Raw genomic sequence first — 18,455 nt, forward strand, 5'->3', positions numbered from 1 at the left:
AATCCACATGTCTGGGCAAGGTGAACGAAAAACAATTTTCGGTCACCTATTACCGGGCCGAGTACGAGCGGAACATCAAAAGGGTGAACAGCCAACAGGGCAGATATATGAAAGGCAAACGACAGAGCACGGTAGAGCCCGTTTTTGGAACGTTGACACAGTTCATGGGGCTGAGGAAGGTGAACACCATAGGGCTCAAACAGGCGAACAAGGTCATGCACCTCTCGGCGATTGCCTACAACCTGAAAAAGTACCTGAAATTCACGGAAAAACGTTCAAAAAGCGGGGCGGGAAGCTTTGTTTTGCCACGCATCGCAAAAAACTGCTTCCAAGCACTTCAAAGTTCACTTGTAGGCTACCCAAAAAATATAGGTTGGCCAGTGGTCTAAAAGATAAAACCGCCTTAAAAAGCGGTTATGTGAGTCGTTATTTTAATGATTATGGGGTTGTGCAACGGTTACTTTTGTTGTAAGCTGGCTTTTCTGCTAATTTTGATGATAAAAACCACCTTCTCCAAAAGGCGACCAGAAAGAATATTTAGCAAACTTATTAGTCCTAGTTTCTTCTGGAATTAGGTTTACTCGATTATGTGATTTATTTCTAACACTTTTATCTGCTAAATATGCGACCATATGCTCGAAAATCATAACTAGATTTTTCTTTGTAACATTTAGTGTTTCGAAAAGAGAATTTCTATTCAACTGACTATCTCGATAATTTAATTCGATACTTGGAGTATTAATATCTCCACTTGGTAAAAGTTCGTAGTTATAGACTTTCACATGAGGTAGTCTGTGGTCCAGACAATTTCTTAAAGACCTAACTAGTAATAGAAATGGGCGTACTTCTTTTATAAAATTGTAAAACCTATCATTCTCTCCATATTTTTCTAATAAGAATTTCTCGAATATCTCAAAATTATTGTTTTTGTCATCCGGATAAAAAATTGAGACAAGGTCCAACATTATTTGTTCAATGTGGTCAGCTTTTTGATAAATAGTTTTACACCTAGTTTCAACGTCACTAATTGAGGGTATCTTGAAGTTGGAGTTTTTTGCTTTCCCATCTTCATATTCATTATTTTCTTTTTCTTCTAATTGTAAATACTCATTTATCTCAATTTCTAGAACTGCCATTTCTTGAAGAGCTTCGAGTGCCAAACTCAAAGCTTTAACTGTATCTATTTCTTTTTTTAAATATTCTGTTTTGAATAACCGTTTTGCCGTAATAAAAACACGAGAAACTAATTCTGATTCTGTACCTTGATTTAGAATTAATCTTTGCGCATTGGGTTGAAGGTTAATATTTGTTCTTTCAGGGTCAATCCTGTCTGCGAACATAAATTCATAAATCGCTCTCTCTTTTAAACATATAAGTTTTCCTTCAAATTCGAACATTTCTACAATTGCTCCATCATCTTCAGTCCCAATAGTTAATGAACCTGATGATTCTCTTTTTATATCAATAGGTCTTCTTTCTTTCATTGATTGATAAATGTTTATAGCTTGCTTACAACGTACGTATATGTGTACAATTACACATATACCTCTTTATTTGGGTATAAATGTAATCGTTTAGCTTGCCCAAATACATGCCAATATAAAAAATCTTACACTTGTATTCTTACAGAAAAGCGTAATCTCAAAAAAGTGTAGCTAAAATCTGAACGAAAACTAGTGCTGTAATCCATAGTATCATTTTTCTATCATTCTCCAACATCCTTTTCCTACAGAACGCTAAATATCGCAAAATAGCCCTACAAAAGAGAAGGGCACAGATCTATATGAAGGGCTTTTCGATAAAGCGTAGGAATTTATAGACGTAGACCTGGTTTTGTACGCTATCCTTAAAATTTTGACTAAAAAATAAAGATATCGCTATTTCCTTGGCTTTTGCGGTCGGCTTCCGTGTGGGTTTGATGGCTATCCTATTTAGTGTGCTCTTTCCGTACTTCTGTTTTTTACTGGCCTCCCATGATTTTGGGCTATTCGGTCAGAGCGATGGGTCTCTAATCCTTTCCCTAAAAAGCAAAACGTTTTGATAGATGATGTGGTTTTTAATTACAATACCATGGTCGCCACCGAAGAACGCAAGTTCGGTTTTGGGGAGAGTTCCCAGTTTTTGGTGAACTCCCGGGAAAGCAAACTCATAGATGCCGAAATAAAAAGGAATGCCGTAGGGAACAAGTTTTTTTCGGCTAAGGCCCAATTGTTCCATTCCATTGGGGGGAATCCTAAAAACCTGTAGGGTAGTGGTGTAGCGGGGATTTTGGGGTTTAGGGTCCCATTTTTTAGCTAGGGGAATAAATTCGCTGTGCGGTATCGGTTTTACGACCATATATGGCCCCTATGCCGCTCATCTTCTATAGGTCCACTTGGTCGGCTTTCTGCCCCTTGCCCTGAAATAAGCGGGAACTTTGTAGTAAATTATAGGTTATGAAAGCCATGTATATAAAGCTTAAGACCCGTATAGAAGGAGGGGATACCTTGGCGATGGTCGTATGTTTCTTTATTTCCCTGTCCGTTTTCTTTATTCTGAAAGTCTTGAGCAGGGAGCTTCCTTTGTAATACCCGTTAGAGCTTTTAAAGAAGCTATACCCGTTTCTTTATGACCTCCTTGTTCACTTGGTTTCCGTCTACATCGTAATGGATGAATTCAATGACGGCATCCTTTTTCTCGCGGTACACCTTTACCGCTAAAAATCCACCTTGTACTCTTAGAAATTTATGTTCGGGACGTTTGTCTTCCTGCTTCCATCCTTGGGCGTGAAAATCGCTTACCGGCCCTTGGCTGAATTCACGTAGTCCGGTTACAGGGTCTGCGGAAACATATTGCCAATGTCGGTCACCGTTAATGACCAATACATTTTGGTCGGCCAGGTACTGGCGCAGCCATTTGCCTTCCGTGGCGAATGAGGTATTGGAGTGGTTGTCATACTTGCCTTTGGAGCGGTCGGGCCCTACGACCGGCGTAGGCGAGACCAGGATCTTAAACGTAGCGTCGGATGCTTCAACGGTTTCCTTGAACCAAGCGATCTGTTCCTCTCCCCAAATGGTTTTTTCCTTTCCATCGGGAGATTTGTTGTCACTTCTAAATTCCCGTACCTCTACGTTCCATAGCTGTACATCCTTGCCCCACCTGAAGGTACGGTAGGGTTTGTCGATAATGGGCACTTGTTCCCGCCAAATATCCAGGCCATCCTCATAGCTCAATTCCCCAAAGGGCGTGGAATACGGATTGGCATCGTCTTTCAGTAGATCGTGGTCGTCTTTTTGTAGGTAGGCGGGGGTAGTTTTATAAAAATCGAAGAGGGCGGGCCACGAATTCATGGCGTGCCATTTGTGTCGTGCCAGTTCTACGGTGTAGGCCATGGGCCCGGGTTTGTCGTAATACACATAGTCTCCCGTTTGGCAATGGAAGAGCGGGTTTAGTTTTCGCATGCTGTCGTAGATTTTAAAACCGCGAACGGCATCGTCATGCGACCAATAAAACTGGCAGGTCGATGAGGTAAAAAATACCGGCACCACCTGGTCGGCGGCCGGGGCGGTCGTAAAGGATCCCCTTATTTCCGCCAGCGGGGCCTCCGCATTTTTTCTCCCTTGGATCTGTATGTCGTAATGGGTGTTGGGGCGTAAGCCCTCAAACTTTCGTTTTAGGGTAAAGTCCCTATAGCCCGAAACATAGGTCCATTCCGTGCTGATCAGGGTGTCCTTTGATTTTAGGCTGATCTTTACCTGTCCCGAGGCGCCCTCAACCGCGCCTTCCATTTTAGAAATGGGCATGTTGTTGTCAAAGTCGATGGGCGGCCTAAATACCTTATCCTGTTGCTTGTGGTAGACGGCCACGGGCTGGGGCGATTTACAAAGCCGGGTGAGAAGAATGGCGGAAGTATCGGTTACTTCCCCAATTTTGAATCCGGTGGTAAAATAGACTTCGGTGTCGTCTTGGGCAGCGCCCGTAAAAAGTCCGATGCTCAGCAGTACTAGGGTAATGGTTCGTTTCATGTGGGTTTAGGTATAGCTTGTGGTCTCCTGTGGCCAACTTTTGGTAAAGTCGAACAGGAAGTATAAATATACCAATTCCAAACACTTTAGGCCCCCGGAATTAGTATTGGTAGGAGGCTATGAGCATTTCCGTCCATTCTTGAATGCGTTCGGGCGATGGTCTGTCCGCTTGGTCGAAGAAGAAATGTTGCGCTATTTCGAGTCCGCAATACCCGTACACACCGGTGTCGGAGGTCAGGGAAAGGGCCTTGTCCATACCTATGCCTTTGTACTCGGCCTGCGATTTTCCATGGGTATTGATAAGGGTCGCTCGCTTTCCTTTGAGGAGTCCTTTTTGAACGCCCCCATCGTAGCGGTAGGCAAAGCCATAGCTAAAGACCCGGTCGATATAGCCTTTCATGATGGCCGGCATTCCCGTCCACCAAATCGGGTAGACAAAGGTGATATGCTCTGCCCAGGTGATGTATTCTTGTTCTTTTTGAACCTCTTCGGAAACCTCGCCCTTGCGTTGTCCGGCCATATCGGCCAAGGAAAGAACGGGGTTGAAGTCGAGTTGATAGAGGTCCCTTACTTCAATTTGGTGCTCGCCCTGTTCAAGGGTTTGTATTACGGTCTGTTTCAAATGGTGGTTGAGACTTGCGGCATTCGGATGGGCGTAGATAATAAGATGCTTCATTTTCCGTAGATTTTTAGATTGATGAAACAAATGTAGCCCAGGGCCTTGGTCCGTAATTGTAAGAAAACGAAATGCTATTCGGGCTTGCAGATATTTTCTTGGAATTTGAGGTATTGGGTCGGCGTATGGCCGGTGAAGTGCTTGAAGTCGTGTATAAGCTGGCTTTGGTCGTAATAGCCACAAGTCTCGATGATGTCGAACCAATGTATCGGTGAACTTGAATCTTGCAAAATCGAAATGGCCTTGACGAATCTTAGGTACCGGCCTTTTTCCTTGGCGGTATAGCCAAAGTATTTTTTGTGGTTGAGCTGAATGCTTCTTTCGCTCTGTTGGGTTTCTTGGGCGATAATCTTAATAGGGTTGAACACGGTGTAGTCTTCCGTATGGTCCGAAATGTTTTGAAAAGCCGTATCGCTCTCCCTTAGGTAGGGTTTGCAGAAATCGAGAATCAGGTCGACCCGCTCGCCAGGGCTTGCGTTTTTGATAAGTCGCCAGAGGTTGGTAAAGCAGTTTTCGCCCAAGAGCGCATCTGGGTGTATGGGGAGATAGTCGGACAAGATAACCTTACCGAAGAAGCGGTAAAAGGCATCGTCTTTAAAATTCGCCACCAGCATGTCGGAACCTGGGGCAAGGGTGTAATCAAAGGCCTGTTTCAAGGGGCCAAGAACAAGGCATTTTTCAATGCTTATTTGAGTGTCATCCGCCGTCTTTAATTGAATTGGGGTGCCCAAACTAAAGACCATGATAATTTGAAAGTGGGGAAGAAGGGTGTGGCTTATGGATTGTTCCGTTTGATTTTCGGCCCTATAGAAATGGGTGAAGACGTCTTGGAAATCTTTGGGGACTTCTATTCTTTCGCCGTTTTGGTCGGGATGCTTGCTTTCCATTCTAAGACTTGGCTTATTCGATAAGTTGATTGCTTCCGCTTTGGGTCTTTGTGAATTGGGCCCTGTTCCTCGCAATGATTTGGCCCGGGTTGGTAAAGCTTCCGATACGAATTGAAATTTCCGCAATTTTAACGGGTTTTCTTTGGTTTAAAAATACAAGAAGGTATATGGAGTCGAGGTATTCAATATTATTTTTTCCCAAGGATTCTAGGTCGAGGTCGAGTTCGCTTTCAACGGCATCTATGGAGGTGTAGGGCGCAAGGATCAGGAGTTCGGTCCATTCAAAATCGTCAATTTTGCCCAAGTCGTTTATGTTTTTTTTCGAGCTGAATTCCGCTTCGATTTTTTCGGTCAACAGACGGTCTGATCGGAGTTGGTTTGAGTAATGGCATGCCATTAAACTTAAAAATAGAAGGGTGGAGCCTATAGTTTTTTTCACGGTTCAAATCGATTGATGCGGTCGTAGAAGGAAGGGGTGTTGGGTATGTGCGTCTGTTTCAATACCTAGGGAACCCTATCCTCGGCGATACCACTAAAGTAGTATTATTTTTATACATGGCTTCGGGGGTGTCCTTTCTGCTCGTCTTTATGGGGAGGGCTTCGTTTTTGTCTTTTGTTGGAGTAAAGCATAGGTTTTATTCTTCTATATGCCTATATATTAAAATGATATATGAATCAGTTAATTCTTACAATGTAATGTATTTTGTTCTATTCTTATGGGATTTATTTTTGAGGTATTGGTGATTTTTTAGACGAAGCAAAAAGTTACATTTAATGCGATATTAGGCCCTTTTAGAACTGTTAATGTGTTGTTGTACAGTCTTTTTTGTCATAGCGATAGCTTTTGTAAAGAGCTTTGGTTTACGGAAATTCGTAAAATTAACAATTAAAAATTTTGACAGGTAAGAAATTTCTTTAAATTTGATCGCCCTTTATTATGAACTTAATTACATTATGAAATGAGAAAATTATTACTTAAGACCTACTCTATTTGCACTAGTGAGTGTAGAACTTGTCAAGGCAAGTTTGATCGAATTCAATTTAACTTAAAATTGATTTGCTAGTCTAACTGTTTTACCGAAAGCAGTACCAATTTAATTATGATCCTTTTCTGGTTTGTGCCTTCATGGGTGTATTAGTATACGCGAAATGATAGGAGTCTGGATGCACGTATTTTTGAATGTAAGATATAGTGGTTTCCATTTCCTTGTAAACTAGAACCTAGTGAGGTCTGTTCTGAATCGTTTTTTTGCGATTACGGCAGGTTTTACAAATCGTCATGGATCTTTAAGGCGGTGTTCTTTCCGGTATTACTCCATTATATATAATGAATCATAGCGCTGTTTCCTCCATTTTTTTTGTTGAAAAGATGGGTGTTAGGTGGTTGTTTTCAAACTGTTTTAACCAATAAACTTAAGTGGTAAGGTAAAGTTGTGTCTTTCGGTTAGCGAAAATAAACGGTTAGGCCCTGATTTACCTAGGATAGTAGTTGTGACTGATTCATTGGTATTTAATTAAACAACATTAAATTTTGTGTTTTATGGATTTTTTAAAATCGAATGTATTCATGGCGTTATTACTGTTGGTGACAGTATCGAACGCCCAGACTCCAGACGGGGAATTAAAAAGATGGCATAAGTTATCGTTGACCTTTAACGGACCGAGCACTACCGAAACCTCGACCCCAAATCCGTTTTCCGATTATAGTTTAGAGGTAACCTTTACCCATGGTGGCAGTGGGAGGAGTTATACGGTTCCCGGATATTACGCCGCTTGTGGCGATGCGGAAAACACAGGTTGTGATTCGGGTAATAAATGGCGGGTGCATTTTGCCCCTGATGATGTAGGAAACTGGAATTGGACCGCCAGCTTTAAGTCGGGAACAAATGTAGCGATCAATGGTGGAGGGTCGAGTGGAGGCTTTATGGATGGGGCAACCGGTTCATTTAGTATTGCCGAGTCGGACAAATCTGGCAGGGATTTTAGAAGTAAGGGCCTAGGAAGGTTAAAATACGTGGGAGAACACTATTTAAAGCATATCGGAACAAATCCGACAGAACCGAACGGCCCTTGGTTTTTAAAAGTCGGTGCCGATTCACCGGAAAACCGCTTTCACTATGTTGACTTTGACGGTACTCCGGGAACGGTGGCCGGTAATGCCAAAAGTAAAACCTGGCAAGCCCATGAAAAGGACTACGTAGCTTCCGACGCAAGTGCCTATACCTGGAATGGTGGAAAGGGTAAAGGAATTTTGGGATCCGTAAATTATTTATCGGGTCAAGGCGCCAATGTAATGTCCTTTTTAACCTGGGCGGCCGGTGGCGATGATGGTGCCGTTTTTCCCCATGTTTTAAAAGTTTCGGCCCAAGACTATGGCAGTACCGGAAAAGCGGGGCAATGGGACAAATTGCACAAAGATCGTTTTGACGTATCTAAACTCGCACAATGGGAAAAGGTAATGGAATATGCCGATAAAAAGGGGGTTTACCTACACTTTAAGACCATGGAGGCCGAAAATTGCGAAAAAATGGACGGCCATACTTTTGGAAGGGAAAGAAAACTGTACTACCGTGAGTTGGTCGCAAGGTTCGGACACCACTTGGCCTTGAACTGGAACCTGTCGGAAGAGAGTACGATCAAGGACGATGTGGTTAAGGCTACGGTAAACTACATTAAAGATGTGGATCCATACGACCATCATATTGTATTGCATACCTACCCAGGGCAACAAGATCAAAGATACAATCCCTTGATCGGTAATAAGTCCAACTTAACAGGGGTATCGGTTCAGACCAGTAAGACCAACGTTCATAAAGACGTTCGTAGATGGGTAGAAAACTCTAAAAATGCAGGTAGAAAATGGGTGGTTGCCAATGATGAGCAAGGTAGTGCCTCCGAAGGTATCAGGGTTTCCGATAAGGAAGTCCGTGAAAAAGTGCTTTGGGCTACCTTATTGGCCGGTGGTGCCGGTGTCGAATATTACAGTGGTTACACCAGTGACGACGGAGACCTTAACGGTGAAGACCACCGAAAAAGAGGGGTGAAGTACAAAGAGGGAAGCTACGCCCTTAAATTTTTTAAGAACAACCTTTTGGGGGACTTAAAAAACATGGTTTCCGACGATGGTGTTACGGCAGATGGCAATGATTATGTCTTTGCAAGAGAGGGAAAAACATACGCTATTTACAGGCCTAACGGTGGAAGTACCTCTTTGAGTTTGCCTGCGGGGAACAATAAGTACGATGTGCAATGGTTCAATCCAAGAACAGGCGACGACCTTACGGCGAAATCGACCCTAGGGTCTAATTTGGTGGCCCCTGACAATAACGACTGGGTGGCTTTGATCACAAGCAAGGATAGCGACGGCAATGTAGATGACTGCGATAATAAACTTAATGCTACATTGACCCAAGATGCGTATCTGCAAGGCAGCACTAGGTTTAATAGTGGTGAACTTAGGGTTGAGAGTGGAAACCGGATCGCTTACCTCATGTTTACGGTGCCTGCAAGCACCAAAACGGTAACCAATGCCAAATTGGAACTTACCGTAGGTAGCGATGGAGGCAGTGGTTTGATAGAAGTTTATAAGGGAAGCTCAAATAGCTGGACCGAGGCCAATCTTTCCAGTGGCAACAAACCTGCCGAAGGTACAAAATTAGGGTCCTTGAACACCACCTATAGCGTGGGCTCTACCTATACTTTTAACCTGAGCGGTGTTACGCCCGGCCAGACCATTTCCTTGGTCTTGAAGCAAACGGGCGGCAACGATGTGTCTTTCTCATCAAAGGAAGGTTCCTATTCCCCAAAACTGATTCTAGAGCTAGAGTGTGAAGATGATGGAGGGGCCATAGATAATTCCATAGCCATTCCCGGGCTTTTAGAGGCTGAAAACTTCGATACACAATCAGGGGTTGAGGTAGAGAATACTACCGATGCCAATGGAGGTGAGAATATCGGCTATATAGAAAATGGAGATTATGTCACCTATAATGTCACTATTGCCGAGGCCGGTACGTATGAAGTAAAGGCAAGGGTAGCGAGTAAAACGGCCGGTGGCAAAATCAATATAGAGGCAGATGGTGTAAAAGTAGGTGAGTTTACCGTTGGCAATACAGGCGGATGGCAAACATGGACCACACTGACGACCACGGTTGACCTGCAGGCGGGCGAGCAAAACCTTAAGCTCGATTTTGCCGGTGGTACGGGCTATTTGTTCAATGTAAACCACCTTGATTTTGATAAGCAAGATAGTGCGGCAAGTGCCCTTTTTACAGCCGAAACGACTGCGGAAGTAAAACTTGTGGCCTATCCTAACCCGGCCCAAGACTATATTACCGTTTCGGGTATTAAACCAGGGAGCCGATTGGTGATATATGACTACTCGGGAAATAGGGTGCTTCAAACAGTGTCTCAAAGTACCGATGTATCTCTAGATATAAACCGCTTAAGAAAGGGCGTATATATCATTTCCATTCAAGGAGAGAAGAGTCTACAGTTTATTAAGGAATAAGAAAATTAAGGGCTATTTCGGGTACCCTATCCCGAATGGCCCTTACATCTTTATAGGGGACAATAAGCCTTTTTGTGCATGGTAGAATATAAGAACGCATCGAAAAAAAGGCTTGTTGTTTATTTTGTTAATAGATAAAAAATCAATGTGTTATGAAAGTTAATTTTTATATGCGCCATACTCGGCCTAAAGTGCTTTGCACTTTGTTCTTGCTGATGTCTACGGTGTACCATGTGAGTGCCCAGTTAAGGGTAGGTGACCCAGGGGTGACTTTTGATACGGGCAAGTATGACAGCCGCTATCCACAGATGAAGGAATGGCAAAAGGCAGGGGTTCGAGGCGGAATTCCCTTTCTAAAGGATGTCAAGGTCGTAAAAACCCTTACAAGTGGTGCCGATAGTGAAGCCATCAACAAGGCTATCGTCGACGCATCAAAAACGAGTGGATTGGTGGCCGTTCTTTTAAAAAACGGTACCTATTCCATTGATCAACGAGTGGTGATGAAATCGAATGTCTCTTTGATAGGAGAGAGTAGAACGGGGGTAAAGTGTATCGTAAAGATGAACAATGGCGATGCCTTTAGTTTTTATAAGGTCCAAAAAAGCGGCATATATACCTTGACAATCGAAGGTAGTTGGGGCAAACCAAAATACGACTGGAACTATAGCCTAGATGCCAACGACGAATTAAAGAACAACGATAATATATCGGTGAAGTTCAATAAGTCGGAAGATTGTTGGTTGGACAAGGTCGATATCATAAATTCCGCCAAAGACCCTGTGAGGGTTCCTGCTAACCATATTACCTTAAGGGATCTGCGGGTAGACGGAGCACACAAAAAAGCCGGAGGGGCCCAAGGATACTTTTTTATACAAGGGGCCTATAATCTCATTACGGGCTGCCAGGTTACCCATCTGAGACACATATCGCTTCAAGGGGGGAACGTAGAATACAATGTGGTGTACGACAACGATTTTAGACAAGAGGTAAGTTTCCACAGTGGCGATAAGGGGAATAACCTAATCGAGAATAACAGGATCACCTTGCCCTATGATATGCCCAACTCTAAGGCAGATACGCCCAATGCCGTCTATAATAGCAATAAGGAACCTAACTATTACGCTATTATGGGGCCTTGGTCCATTCAGCACGATAACTCCGAAAAACCCAATTTTATATTCAAAAACCAGTGTCTAGAAGAAAACCATGGCAACAAGAGACCTTGGTCAGACCCTAATCTATTGTATAAGGGACCGAAGGAAATCAAACCGAAGGATCCCGCTACAAATTTTCCCGCACTGCCCCAAAGCCAAACCCCATCTGGAGGGACGCTCTATCCCATAGTTTTGAATGGAAATACCGGCGGGGGCAATTCTTGTGATGCTTCTAGAACCGTGTTTGCCGATACGGATGCTTACCTGCAGGGCACTACAAGATTCAATACCAATGAACTTAGGGTGGAAAAGGATAAAAGGCTTTCCTTTCTCAAATTTACCCTTCCCGCTGATCTACCTGCAATTACCGACGCTAAATTAGATTTGACGGTTTCTACCGACAATGGCAACGGACGAATAGAAATTATAAAAGGCAAGTCGAACAATTGGACGGAAGATAACCTGTCTTCCTCAAATCGGCCACAGGAAGACCAAGTATTGGGCGTTTTGACAGATACCTATGCCAAGGGGAAAACCTACCAATGGACATTATCGGGCCTAAAGGCAGGGGAGACCATCACCCTGATCGTAAAGCAAAGCAGTGGTAACGATGTATCGTTTTGGTCTAAGGAAGGCAGCAATGCGCCCAAGCTTACCCTAAAGTCAGATTGTAATGCCGCTACGGAAAATGTAGCCCTAAGTATGGAAGCGGTAGGAAGCGATCCCATCGTTAAAGTGTATCCTAATCCTGCAAGCGACTTTATAAGCGTGTCTCATGTGAATATTGGGGAAGAGCTTATCGTGTACGATTTCCTAGGCAATATCGTGCTAAGGGAAGTTGTCAAACAAAGCGAGCCCGTTTTAGATGTTTCCCCTTTGAAAAAAGGAAACTACATCCTTTCCGTTCAAGGAAAAAATAGCTTTCAGTTTATTAAGAAGTAATACAAAGGCCGCCCTGCCGGTACATACAAGTAGGGCGGTTTATAAGGTCAAACAAAAAAAAGAAAACGATTATGGTACCAATAAAGCAAAGACGGAAGGCATATGTTTTATATGCATTTCTCATGTTGTGCGCCACTACGGCATTCGCACAGAACAATTATTATCTAAGTGCTTCGGGAAACGATTCCAATAGCGGAACATCGGAGGCTTCGCCTTGGAAAACGATAAATAAGCTGAATAGCGTAAAGAATTCCATTAAACCGGGCGATGTTATTCATTTCAATAGGGGCGATGTATTCTATGGCTCACTCGATCTAAAGGGCAAAAAGGGTTCATCGGGAAAAACAATAGTCTTGAAATCGTACGGCTCTGGTGACAAGGCCATTATTAGGGCGTCGGTAAAAATCAATAACTGGACACGTCACAGTGGAAATATCTGGAAGGCCAACTTGGCTAAGATTGATAACGGAAGGACACCGGCCCTATTTTTAAACAATGTGGCCCAGCAGATCGGTAGGGAGCCCAATGTTGATGCGGCCAACGGTGGGTACCGAAGGATCAAATCGCACGCGGGCAACAACAAATCCATATCGGAAGGGGCTAATTTGCCCTATGCTTCAAATAGGTTTCAAGGGGGCGAAATTACCATTAGGACTACTGATGATAACGTAAAGGTAGAAACGGTAACTTCCCATAGTGGTAATACGGTCAACTTCGGGTTGTCGGACCCAAGTGCCACTTTTGAAAATGCCATTGAAAACAATTTCGGATACTTTTTTCAGAACCATGTAAATACCTTGGATAAAAACGGGGAATGGGCCCACGATACCAATGCGGGCGTACTGTATTTGTACAGTAATACGAACCCGAACAGTTTAAGTGTAGAAATCCCTTCTGGGGAAAGTGCCCTAAGCCTTAACAATACTGACTATGTAAAAGTTCAGGATTTAAGATTGGAAGGCGGCTTGAAATATACCTTGGCCATTAGTGGGGCATCGAACATGACCCTTACCAATTGTCATATTTATAACGGAAACGAGTACTTGTCCCTAGGATACACCCTAACCAATATCACCGCTACCAATAACACTTTTGAACAAAGTAATAACATAGCCATCCGATGGGAGGGGCTAAGCGGACTCACTTTTGCCAATAATAAGATTATAAATATTGGTATGCGCTCCGGTATGGGCGCGCGTAGTTTTATTGGCTATACGGGGGCAAGGTTCGTTAGTAGATCGGGGTCTTCCGCCAATGTAATAGAAAAGAATACCTTAAAAAATATAGGCTACCATGCCATGCTTTTTTCCGGGGGTAATTTAAAGATACGCTACAACGATATTAGCAACTATTGCTATACGAAAGATGATGGGGGCGGAATATATTCCGTAGGAAACAGAAATTCGAATAACAGTGTGTACGGGAACATCGTTCATGACAGTCCTGGTGCCATTAGGGGCATTCCTGAAGGAAGGGGCGTAAAAACGGCCGGTATTTATATCGATAACGACTCACAAAACCAATTGATATATGAAAATACAGTGTATAACATCGTCGGTTGGGGATTGATGGCCAACTTGTCAAGTAAAAGCACCATTAGGGACAATACCGTCTATAATTGCGAATTCGGACTCGTATTATCTACCTATAACAATAGCTTTGGGGCCGGAGGAAGTACGGCAAAGGCAACGGACAATACCGTGATGGACAATATATTTTTCTCTAAGAAACCAAGCCAGGTTTCCGCACGTTACACCAACCAAATTACCGATGCCGGCTTTAATACCTTCTTGGGCGATATCAATAGCAATTACTACTGTATGCCCTATAACGGAAGCAAGCAAATAAGCGTAACATTGGCCAGAAAAACCGATGAGTACACCTTGGACGAATTCAGGACGAAATACCCCAATTATGAAAAAGAGGGTAAAAGCGCCCCTGTTAAGTTCGGTGCCTCGGTCGACCCGAATACCTTTATAAAGTTTGTGGTAAACAACACAGGTACGGCCAAAACCGTAAACTTGGGGTCGGAAAACTATGTGGACGCGAAGCATAAAAACTATTCGGGAAGTGTTACCGTACCGGCGTATTCCAGTATCGTATTGCTCAAGGGAAGCGGAAATGACGGTTCGACCGAAGAACCCCAACTCATAGAAAACGGAACGTATACCATAGGATCGGTTACGTCTAACCAAAGACTATTGTCCCGCGCCTTGGAAAATTACAATGCCAGAATGGTAAACCCTGGGGACTATGCCGATCAAAAATGGGTTTTTAACCATTTAGGGAACAACGTCTACACCATAAAGAACAAGGCCAATGGCCGTTTCTTGGAAGTACCTTATGCAAAGTGCCAAAACAGTGTGCAGGTATCAACCTATACCAGTGCGGCACAAGACCACCAAAAATGGAAAGTGGTCGAAAATGGCAATGCGATTTACGGCCTTAAACCGAACCATTGTTTAGAGCAAGGTTTGGATAGGAATAACGGCACCTTGGACACGAATGTCATTACCTATTCTTACGGGGCGGACAATGGTAACCAAAAGTGGAAAATTCTACCGATAGCGGCCAGTCTTAATGTAGATGAAGTGGCTATCAAAGCCTATCCTAACCCTTCGACCGAATTTATCAAGGTGGCAGGCATAAAAGTAGGCGATAGGCTTAAGATCAGAAATATGAGCGGTGTAGTCATAAGAGAGATACATGTAAAATCTTTGGAAGAGACCATTCCTTTAGATGATATTAAATCGGGAGTGTATATTATTTCCGTTTCCGACAAGGAAAGTATACAATTCCTAAAACAATAATCCTCCATTTCATGTGTTTTGAGCTGTCTAGACCTTAGGGTTTAGGCAGCTTTTTTTTGCCCACGCATAATCACGGATAAGGCAACTGGCCCTTTGCAACCGTTGTGGCCGTCCTGTTTTTATTCGAGTTCTTCACATTCGAAATTCTGCTTTTGTAACAGTTCTATGACCTTCTGCTCCGAACAATGGTCACTCTCTATCCGTAAGATATTATCACAGTCCTCAAGGTCAAAATTCCAATGGCTTTTCGGCAGTAAATGATCTAAGTGGGGCCTTAAAATTTTGATTTGGCTCTTGGTCCGTACGCTTGTTTTAAAGACGTGTATCATAGGTCGTAATGTATCGGTCTAGGCTTCGTTGAAAGCCTGCCTTTCTTTAGGTATTTTGAAAAGGGAAGGCTCAGGTTCAAAAAAAGCTTGGCATTAGAGTTTGCTTAAGATGCTTCTATCGATATAAAAGGTGCCGAAAGGAATGAAGCAGGCCAATAGCACCTTCCAAGTAGTCGTTGCGAATTTCCAATTTTGCTCGACCCCTACACTTAAGGCGTTAAATAGGAAAAGTAGAAAAAGGGCCCCATGGATCGGGCCGAGTGTTTTGGTCAATTCCGGATAGTCAAAGTAATACTTCAAGGGCACCGAAATAAATACAAGTACTAATAGGGAAATGCCCTCTAGAAAGCCTATGATACGGAGACGGCCAATATTTGTTTTCAATAGATTCTTCATAATTATCTGAAATAAGGTCTGTTGGCAAACGGTGAAAAGGGCCAGGGAATGGCTATAAAAATGATGGTCAGGGCCACCGAAAACCAAAGCAGTTGGGTTTTGAATTTTTCTCGGTCGGAAGGCTTTCGCTTTGCCAGGGCCGAACCAATGGTAAGAAAAACAATGGCCAAGAGCATGAGTGCCATATGTATGATTCCGAAAAAGGTGGTGTCGATATGTTCTAGGGCCTCATCGGTATGCTTCCAAAAATAGCTGACGATCGGACTCTGGGTGTATAGTAAGATGCCAATGAGAAGTTGGATATGGGCCAGGGTGGCGGTCCAATGCCTGACGCGGTTGTCGTGCTTTGAAAAATCCAAATTTTGAAAGTAACCTCGGTACGCCCGGTAAATGGAGTACAAAAGGCTTAGTAATACGAGCCAACGTACAACCGAATGGCCAAAAGTAAGTGCTTGATACATCAGTAAGGTATTGAATGCTGATGCAAAGATATAAAAACATACTAGTTAGTATGTTTTGAAGGTGATATTTATTTTAGCTGGTTTAGATACCGTTTAAGTTCTTTTAAATAAGCGTGATAGCAATCGGTATCGTTGTAGGCCTTACCGAAATTTCGAATGCCCCAATAGCTCGACATCACAAAATAGGCCACTTGTTTGGGGTTGACGTCACTGCGTACCGCTCCGTTTTCGATTTCCTTTTGAATGGCCTTTTCTATGGTAGTCTGCCACTCTAGGATCAATTCGTTCAGGGCTTTGGAAAACGCCTCGTTCCAAGGTGTCATTTCTTGGGCCAGGTTGCTCGCGGGGCATCCGTATTCAAGCTTTAGGAAAGGGGTTTCGAACAGCAGGGATTCCGTCATTCGGTATATTGCCTCGAGGGGACTTGAAGCATTTTGTAAGGGAACGATAAAGGCGTCTTGCATGGTCGGTTTGACAATTTCATTGATAATGGCGATTCCCATTTCGTCCTTTGTCTTGAAATGGTAGTAAAAAGCCCCTTTGGTGACTTCCGTAGTTGCTATGATCTCATCAATGCTCGTCGTTTGGTAGCCCTTCCTGTAGATTAGGTCAAATGCTTTTTCGAGAATGGTATGTCGGGTATTCGATGCCTTTGTCATAAAAGATACTAATTAGTATGCTGCGCAAAGTAATCAAAAAAATATTGGGAGGGGAAGTCGGTATAATTCCTGTGGCCTGTTTTTAGTTTGGGTTTCTCTTTGAGGAAGGTGTTGGGGGCGAGTTGAATTTGACCCTGTGTTTTGACTCGTTTCCTTCTTTTCTTCCTTCGGATTTGTTTAAGAAAGACAAAGTCTTGACCCTTCGCCGGAAGTTTTTGGTGGCCGGCATGGAAAAATAATAAGGGGGGTGGTGGTAAGTTATAGATAAAATATAACGTATTTTACCACGGATAAGATGTGGGTTTGTTAATACGCTTTATGTTCCCAACCTTACACACCGAGTCGTACAATAATTTATTAGTATCCATTCAAGCTGTTGATCAAAACTAAACCAAATAGAATTGCCATATTACTTGATTCGGCCCGAAGGTATGATCGTGACGTATTAAAGGGAATCATTGATTTTAGTCGGCAAATGGGGCATTGGTCGACCTATCACTTACCACCTGACTATATTCATGGCCATGATATGGACAAGATTATCGAGAATATTATCAAGTGGTCTCCCGACGGTGTAATTACGCGGACATTTACGGGTTGGGAACAGTTTAAGGCTTTGGGGGTTCCTCTGATACTTTCTCCCTATAAAAAGATTATTGAGAATGAAATCAGCTTTCATAGTGATGACCGTGAAATTGGTAGAATGGCGGCGGACTATTTTATGGCATTGGGTTTTGAGAATTTTGCCTTTATAGGGAATAGTGATTACCATTGGTCTGATGAAAGGCAAAAGGCCTTTAAAAAAGAAGTGAAAAGCAGGGGGCTATTTTATAAAAAGGCACCTGAGTTTATCAAAAAAAAGAGTTGGTACGAGATTCCCGAGCTTTTGGCCGAATGGCTCTCCGTACAGCCCAAGCCCTTGGCTTTGTTCGCCGCCTGTGATGAATTCAGCAGTCTTGCCAATAGGGCCATTGAAATTTCAGGGTATCACTGTCCTTCACAGATTGCATTGCTAGGTTGCGATAACGATGTGCATATTTGCGAGTTGGCCGAGCCACAGATTTCTAGTATTGGAATGAATGCTATAGGGGCGGGTTTCGAGGTAGCTAAAACAATGCACGGTCTAATTCGTGGGGAACAATTGGGTTCAGGTAACATTGTAACCCTTCCCGAAGGTGTTGTTACCCGAAAGTCTACCGATATCGTAGCCGTAAAGGATATTGAACTTCAGAAGGCGGTACGCTTCATTATAGAGAATGCACCTATAAAAAATATTAGGGTTTCCGATGTTGTTAAAATAACAAGCCTCTCTCGAAGGTTGTTGGAAATGCGGTTCAAAAAGGAACTAGGACTTTCCGTTCTTCATGTAATCAAGAAATACAGGATATCACATTTTAAAAAATTATTGAACGACAAAAGTATCAGGGTCAAAGATATTTATGCCGTAATGGATTTTTCCAATCAAGAAAGTGTTTCTCGTTACTTTAAGAATGAGACCGGTATGACTCCCTCTGAATATCGTGAAAAATTCAAAAAGTAAAATTCGCATTTTGTCATTTTATATGCGTTTTTTATCAATTACTCCTTCAGTTTATACCTTTCCTTTACCACGTTTTATAAGTGGTTC

At 43.0% G+C, this 18,455-nt stretch carries 16 protein-coding genes; 7 read left to right on the forward strand and 9 right to left on the reverse strand.

Translation table 11 applies throughout. The annotated features are described in order from the left end of the window. On the forward strand, nucleotides 1–389 hold a 389-nt coding region (locus B4Q04_RS10770; RefSeq protein WP_236631007.1), incomplete at its 5' end, for a transposase. A 96-nt stretch (nucleotides 390–485) separates the two neighbouring features. On the opposite strand, the gene B4Q04_RS10775 is transcribed toward B4Q04_RS10770, so the two are convergent. Continuing rightward, on the reverse strand, nucleotides 486–1,484 hold the full coding sequence (locus B4Q04_RS10775; RefSeq protein ID WP_088696816.1) for a hypothetical protein: 999 nt from the start codon (nucleotides 1,482–1,484) through the stop codon (nucleotides 486–488). Between the two features lie 553 nt (nucleotides 1,485–2,037). Here B4Q04_RS10775 and B4Q04_RS22445 point away from each other — a divergent pair. After that, nucleotides 2,038–2,247, forward strand: a complete 210-nt coding sequence (locus B4Q04_RS22445) for a hypothetical protein (protein ID WP_123772361.1) — start codon at nucleotides 2,038–2,040, stop codon at nucleotides 2,245–2,247. Nucleotides 2,248–2,435: 188 nt separating this feature from the next. Further along, a complete protein-coding gene (locus tag B4Q04_RS23085) occupies nucleotides 2,436–2,567 on the forward strand; it encodes a hypothetical protein (RefSeq protein ID WP_262508233.1) in 132 nt (43 codons plus the stop codon). 24 nt (nucleotides 2,568–2,591) lie between these two features. On the opposite strand, the gene B4Q04_RS10780 is transcribed toward B4Q04_RS23085, so the two are convergent. The 4 genes from B4Q04_RS10780 to B4Q04_RS10795 all read right to left on the reverse strand — a co-directional run bounded on the left by B4Q04_RS10780 (nucleotide 2,592) and on the right by B4Q04_RS10795 (nucleotide 6,006). Continuing rightward, the gene (locus B4Q04_RS10780) at nucleotides 2,592–4,004 is read right to left on the reverse strand and encodes an alkaline phosphatase D family protein (RefSeq protein WP_088696817.1); all 1,413 of its coding nucleotides are present in this window, start codon (nucleotides 4,002–4,004) and stop codon (nucleotides 2,592–2,594) included. A 100-nt stretch (nucleotides 4,005–4,104) separates the two neighbouring features. Continuing rightward, nucleotides 4,105–4,680 carry an NAD(P)H-dependent oxidoreductase gene (locus B4Q04_RS10785; protein ID WP_013994006.1) on the reverse strand — a complete coding sequence of 192 codons (576 nt, stop codon included), beginning with the start codon at nucleotides 4,678–4,680 and terminating at the stop codon, nucleotides 4,105–4,107. Nucleotides 4,681–4,754: 74 nt separating this feature from the next. Continuing rightward, a complete protein-coding gene (locus tag B4Q04_RS10790; RefSeq protein WP_088696818.1) occupies nucleotides 4,755–5,567 on the reverse strand; it encodes a helix-turn-helix domain-containing protein in 813 nt (270 codons plus the stop codon). 13 nt (nucleotides 5,568–5,580) lie between these two features. Next, nucleotides 5,581–6,006, reverse strand: a complete 426-nt coding sequence (locus B4Q04_RS10795) for a hypothetical protein (protein ID WP_123772362.1) — start codon at nucleotides 6,004–6,006, stop codon at nucleotides 5,581–5,583. A gap of 1,128 nt (nucleotides 6,007–7,134) precedes the next feature. Here B4Q04_RS10795 and B4Q04_RS10800 point away from each other — a divergent pair. The 3 genes from B4Q04_RS10800 to B4Q04_RS10810 all read left to right on the forward strand — a co-directional run bounded on the left by B4Q04_RS10800 (nucleotide 7,135) and on the right by B4Q04_RS10810 (nucleotide 14,983). Further along, complete coding sequence (locus tag B4Q04_RS10800; protein ID WP_161496066.1) at nucleotides 7,135–10,077, forward strand: carbohydrate-binding protein; 2,943 nt, start codon at nucleotides 7,135–7,137, stop codon at nucleotides 10,075–10,077. Nucleotides 10,078–10,229: 152 nt separating this feature from the next. After that, nucleotides 10,230–12,173, forward strand: a complete 1,944-nt coding sequence (locus tag B4Q04_RS10805) for a T9SS type A sorting domain-containing protein (protein WP_088696821.1) — start codon at nucleotides 10,230–10,232, stop codon at nucleotides 12,171–12,173. A 71-nt stretch (nucleotides 12,174–12,244) separates the two neighbouring features. After that, on the forward strand, nucleotides 12,245–14,983 hold the full coding sequence (locus B4Q04_RS10810; RefSeq protein ID WP_088696822.1) for a right-handed parallel beta-helix repeat-containing protein: 2,739 nt from the start codon (nucleotides 12,245–12,247) through the stop codon (nucleotides 14,981–14,983). A gap of 119 nt (nucleotides 14,984–15,102) precedes the next feature. Here B4Q04_RS10810 and B4Q04_RS10815 read toward each other — a convergent pair whose 3' ends face one another. The 4 genes from B4Q04_RS10815 to B4Q04_RS10830 form a co-directional block, all read right to left on the reverse strand. Then, entirely contained in the window at nucleotides 15,103–15,312 is a 210-nt protein-coding gene (locus B4Q04_RS10815) for a hypothetical protein (RefSeq protein ID WP_088696823.1), read from the reverse strand. 93 nt (nucleotides 15,313–15,405) lie between these two features. Next, the gene (locus B4Q04_RS10820) at nucleotides 15,406–15,708 is read right to left on the reverse strand and encodes a DUF3817 domain-containing protein (protein WP_046287482.1); all 303 of its coding nucleotides are present in this window, start codon (nucleotides 15,706–15,708) and stop codon (nucleotides 15,406–15,408) included. 2 nt (nucleotides 15,709–15,710) lie between these two features. After that, nucleotides 15,711–16,169 (reverse strand): hypothetical protein, encoded by a 459-nt coding sequence (locus B4Q04_RS10825; protein WP_088696824.1) that lies wholly within the window; start codon nucleotides 16,167–16,169, stop codon nucleotides 15,711–15,713. A gap of 68 nt (nucleotides 16,170–16,237) precedes the next feature. Then, nucleotides 16,238–16,828: a TetR/AcrR family transcriptional regulator gene (locus tag B4Q04_RS10830; RefSeq protein WP_088696825.1), complete on the reverse strand. Its 591-nt coding sequence runs from the start codon at nucleotides 16,826–16,828 to the stop codon at nucleotides 16,238–16,240. A gap of 376 nt (nucleotides 16,829–17,204) precedes the next feature. Here B4Q04_RS10830 and B4Q04_RS10835 point away from each other — a divergent pair, with 376 nt between their 5' ends. Further along, a complete protein-coding gene (locus tag B4Q04_RS10835; RefSeq protein WP_013994017.1) occupies nucleotides 17,205–18,368 on the forward strand; it encodes a DNA-binding transcriptional regulator in 1,164 nt (387 codons plus the stop codon). Nucleotides 18,369–18,455: the final 87 nt, after the last annotated feature.

The sequence above is a fragment of the Zobellia sp. OII3 genome, from assembly GCF_002211465.1.
Classification (GTDB): Bacteria; Bacteroidota; Bacteroidia; order Flavobacteriales; family Flavobacteriaceae; genus Zobellia; species Zobellia galactanivorans.

Excerpts from the sequence above, each read along its gene's own strand:
- B4Q04_RS10780 (WP_088696817.1), bottom strand. The coding sequence starts at position 4,004 with ATGAAACGAACCATTACCCTAGTACTGCTGAGCATCGGACTTTTTACG.
- B4Q04_RS23085 (WP_262508233.1), top strand. The coding sequence starts at position 2,436 with ATGAAAGCCATGTATATAAAGCTTAAGACCCGTATAGAAGGAGGGGAT.
- B4Q04_RS10800 (WP_161496066.1), top strand. The coding sequence starts at position 7,135 with ATGGCGTTATTACTGTTGGTGACAGTATCGAACGCCCAGACTCCAGAC.
- B4Q04_RS10830 (WP_088696825.1), bottom strand. The coding sequence starts at position 16,828 with ATGACAAAGGCATCGAATACCCGACATACCATTCTCGAAAAAGCATTT.
- B4Q04_RS10805 (WP_088696821.1), top strand. The coding sequence starts at position 10,230 with ATGAAAGTTAATTTTTATATGCGCCATACTCGGCCTAAAGTGCTTTGC.
- B4Q04_RS10785 (WP_013994006.1), bottom strand. The coding sequence starts at position 4,680 with ATGAAGCATCTTATTATCTACGCCCATCCGAATGCCGCAAGTCTCAAC.
- B4Q04_RS10810 (WP_088696822.1), top strand. The coding sequence starts at position 12,245 with ATGGTACCAATAAAGCAAAGACGGAAGGCATATGTTTTATATGCATTT.
- B4Q04_RS10790 (WP_088696818.1), bottom strand. The coding sequence starts at position 5,567 with ATGGAAAGCAAGCATCCCGACCAAAACGGCGAAAGAATAGAAGTCCCC.
- B4Q04_RS10815 (WP_088696823.1), bottom strand. The coding sequence starts at position 15,312 with ATGATACACGTCTTTAAAACAAGCGTACGGACCAAGAGCCAAATCAAA.
- B4Q04_RS10825 (WP_088696824.1), bottom strand. The coding sequence starts at position 16,169 with ATGTATCAAGCACTTACTTTTGGCCATTCGGTTGTACGTTGGCTCGTA.
- B4Q04_RS10820 (WP_046287482.1), bottom strand. The coding sequence starts at position 15,708 with ATGAAGAATCTATTGAAAACAAATATTGGCCGTCTCCGTATCATAGGC.
- B4Q04_RS10775 (WP_088696816.1), bottom strand. The coding sequence starts at position 1,484 with ATGAAAGAAAGAAGACCTATTGATATAAAAAGAGAATCATCAGGTTCA.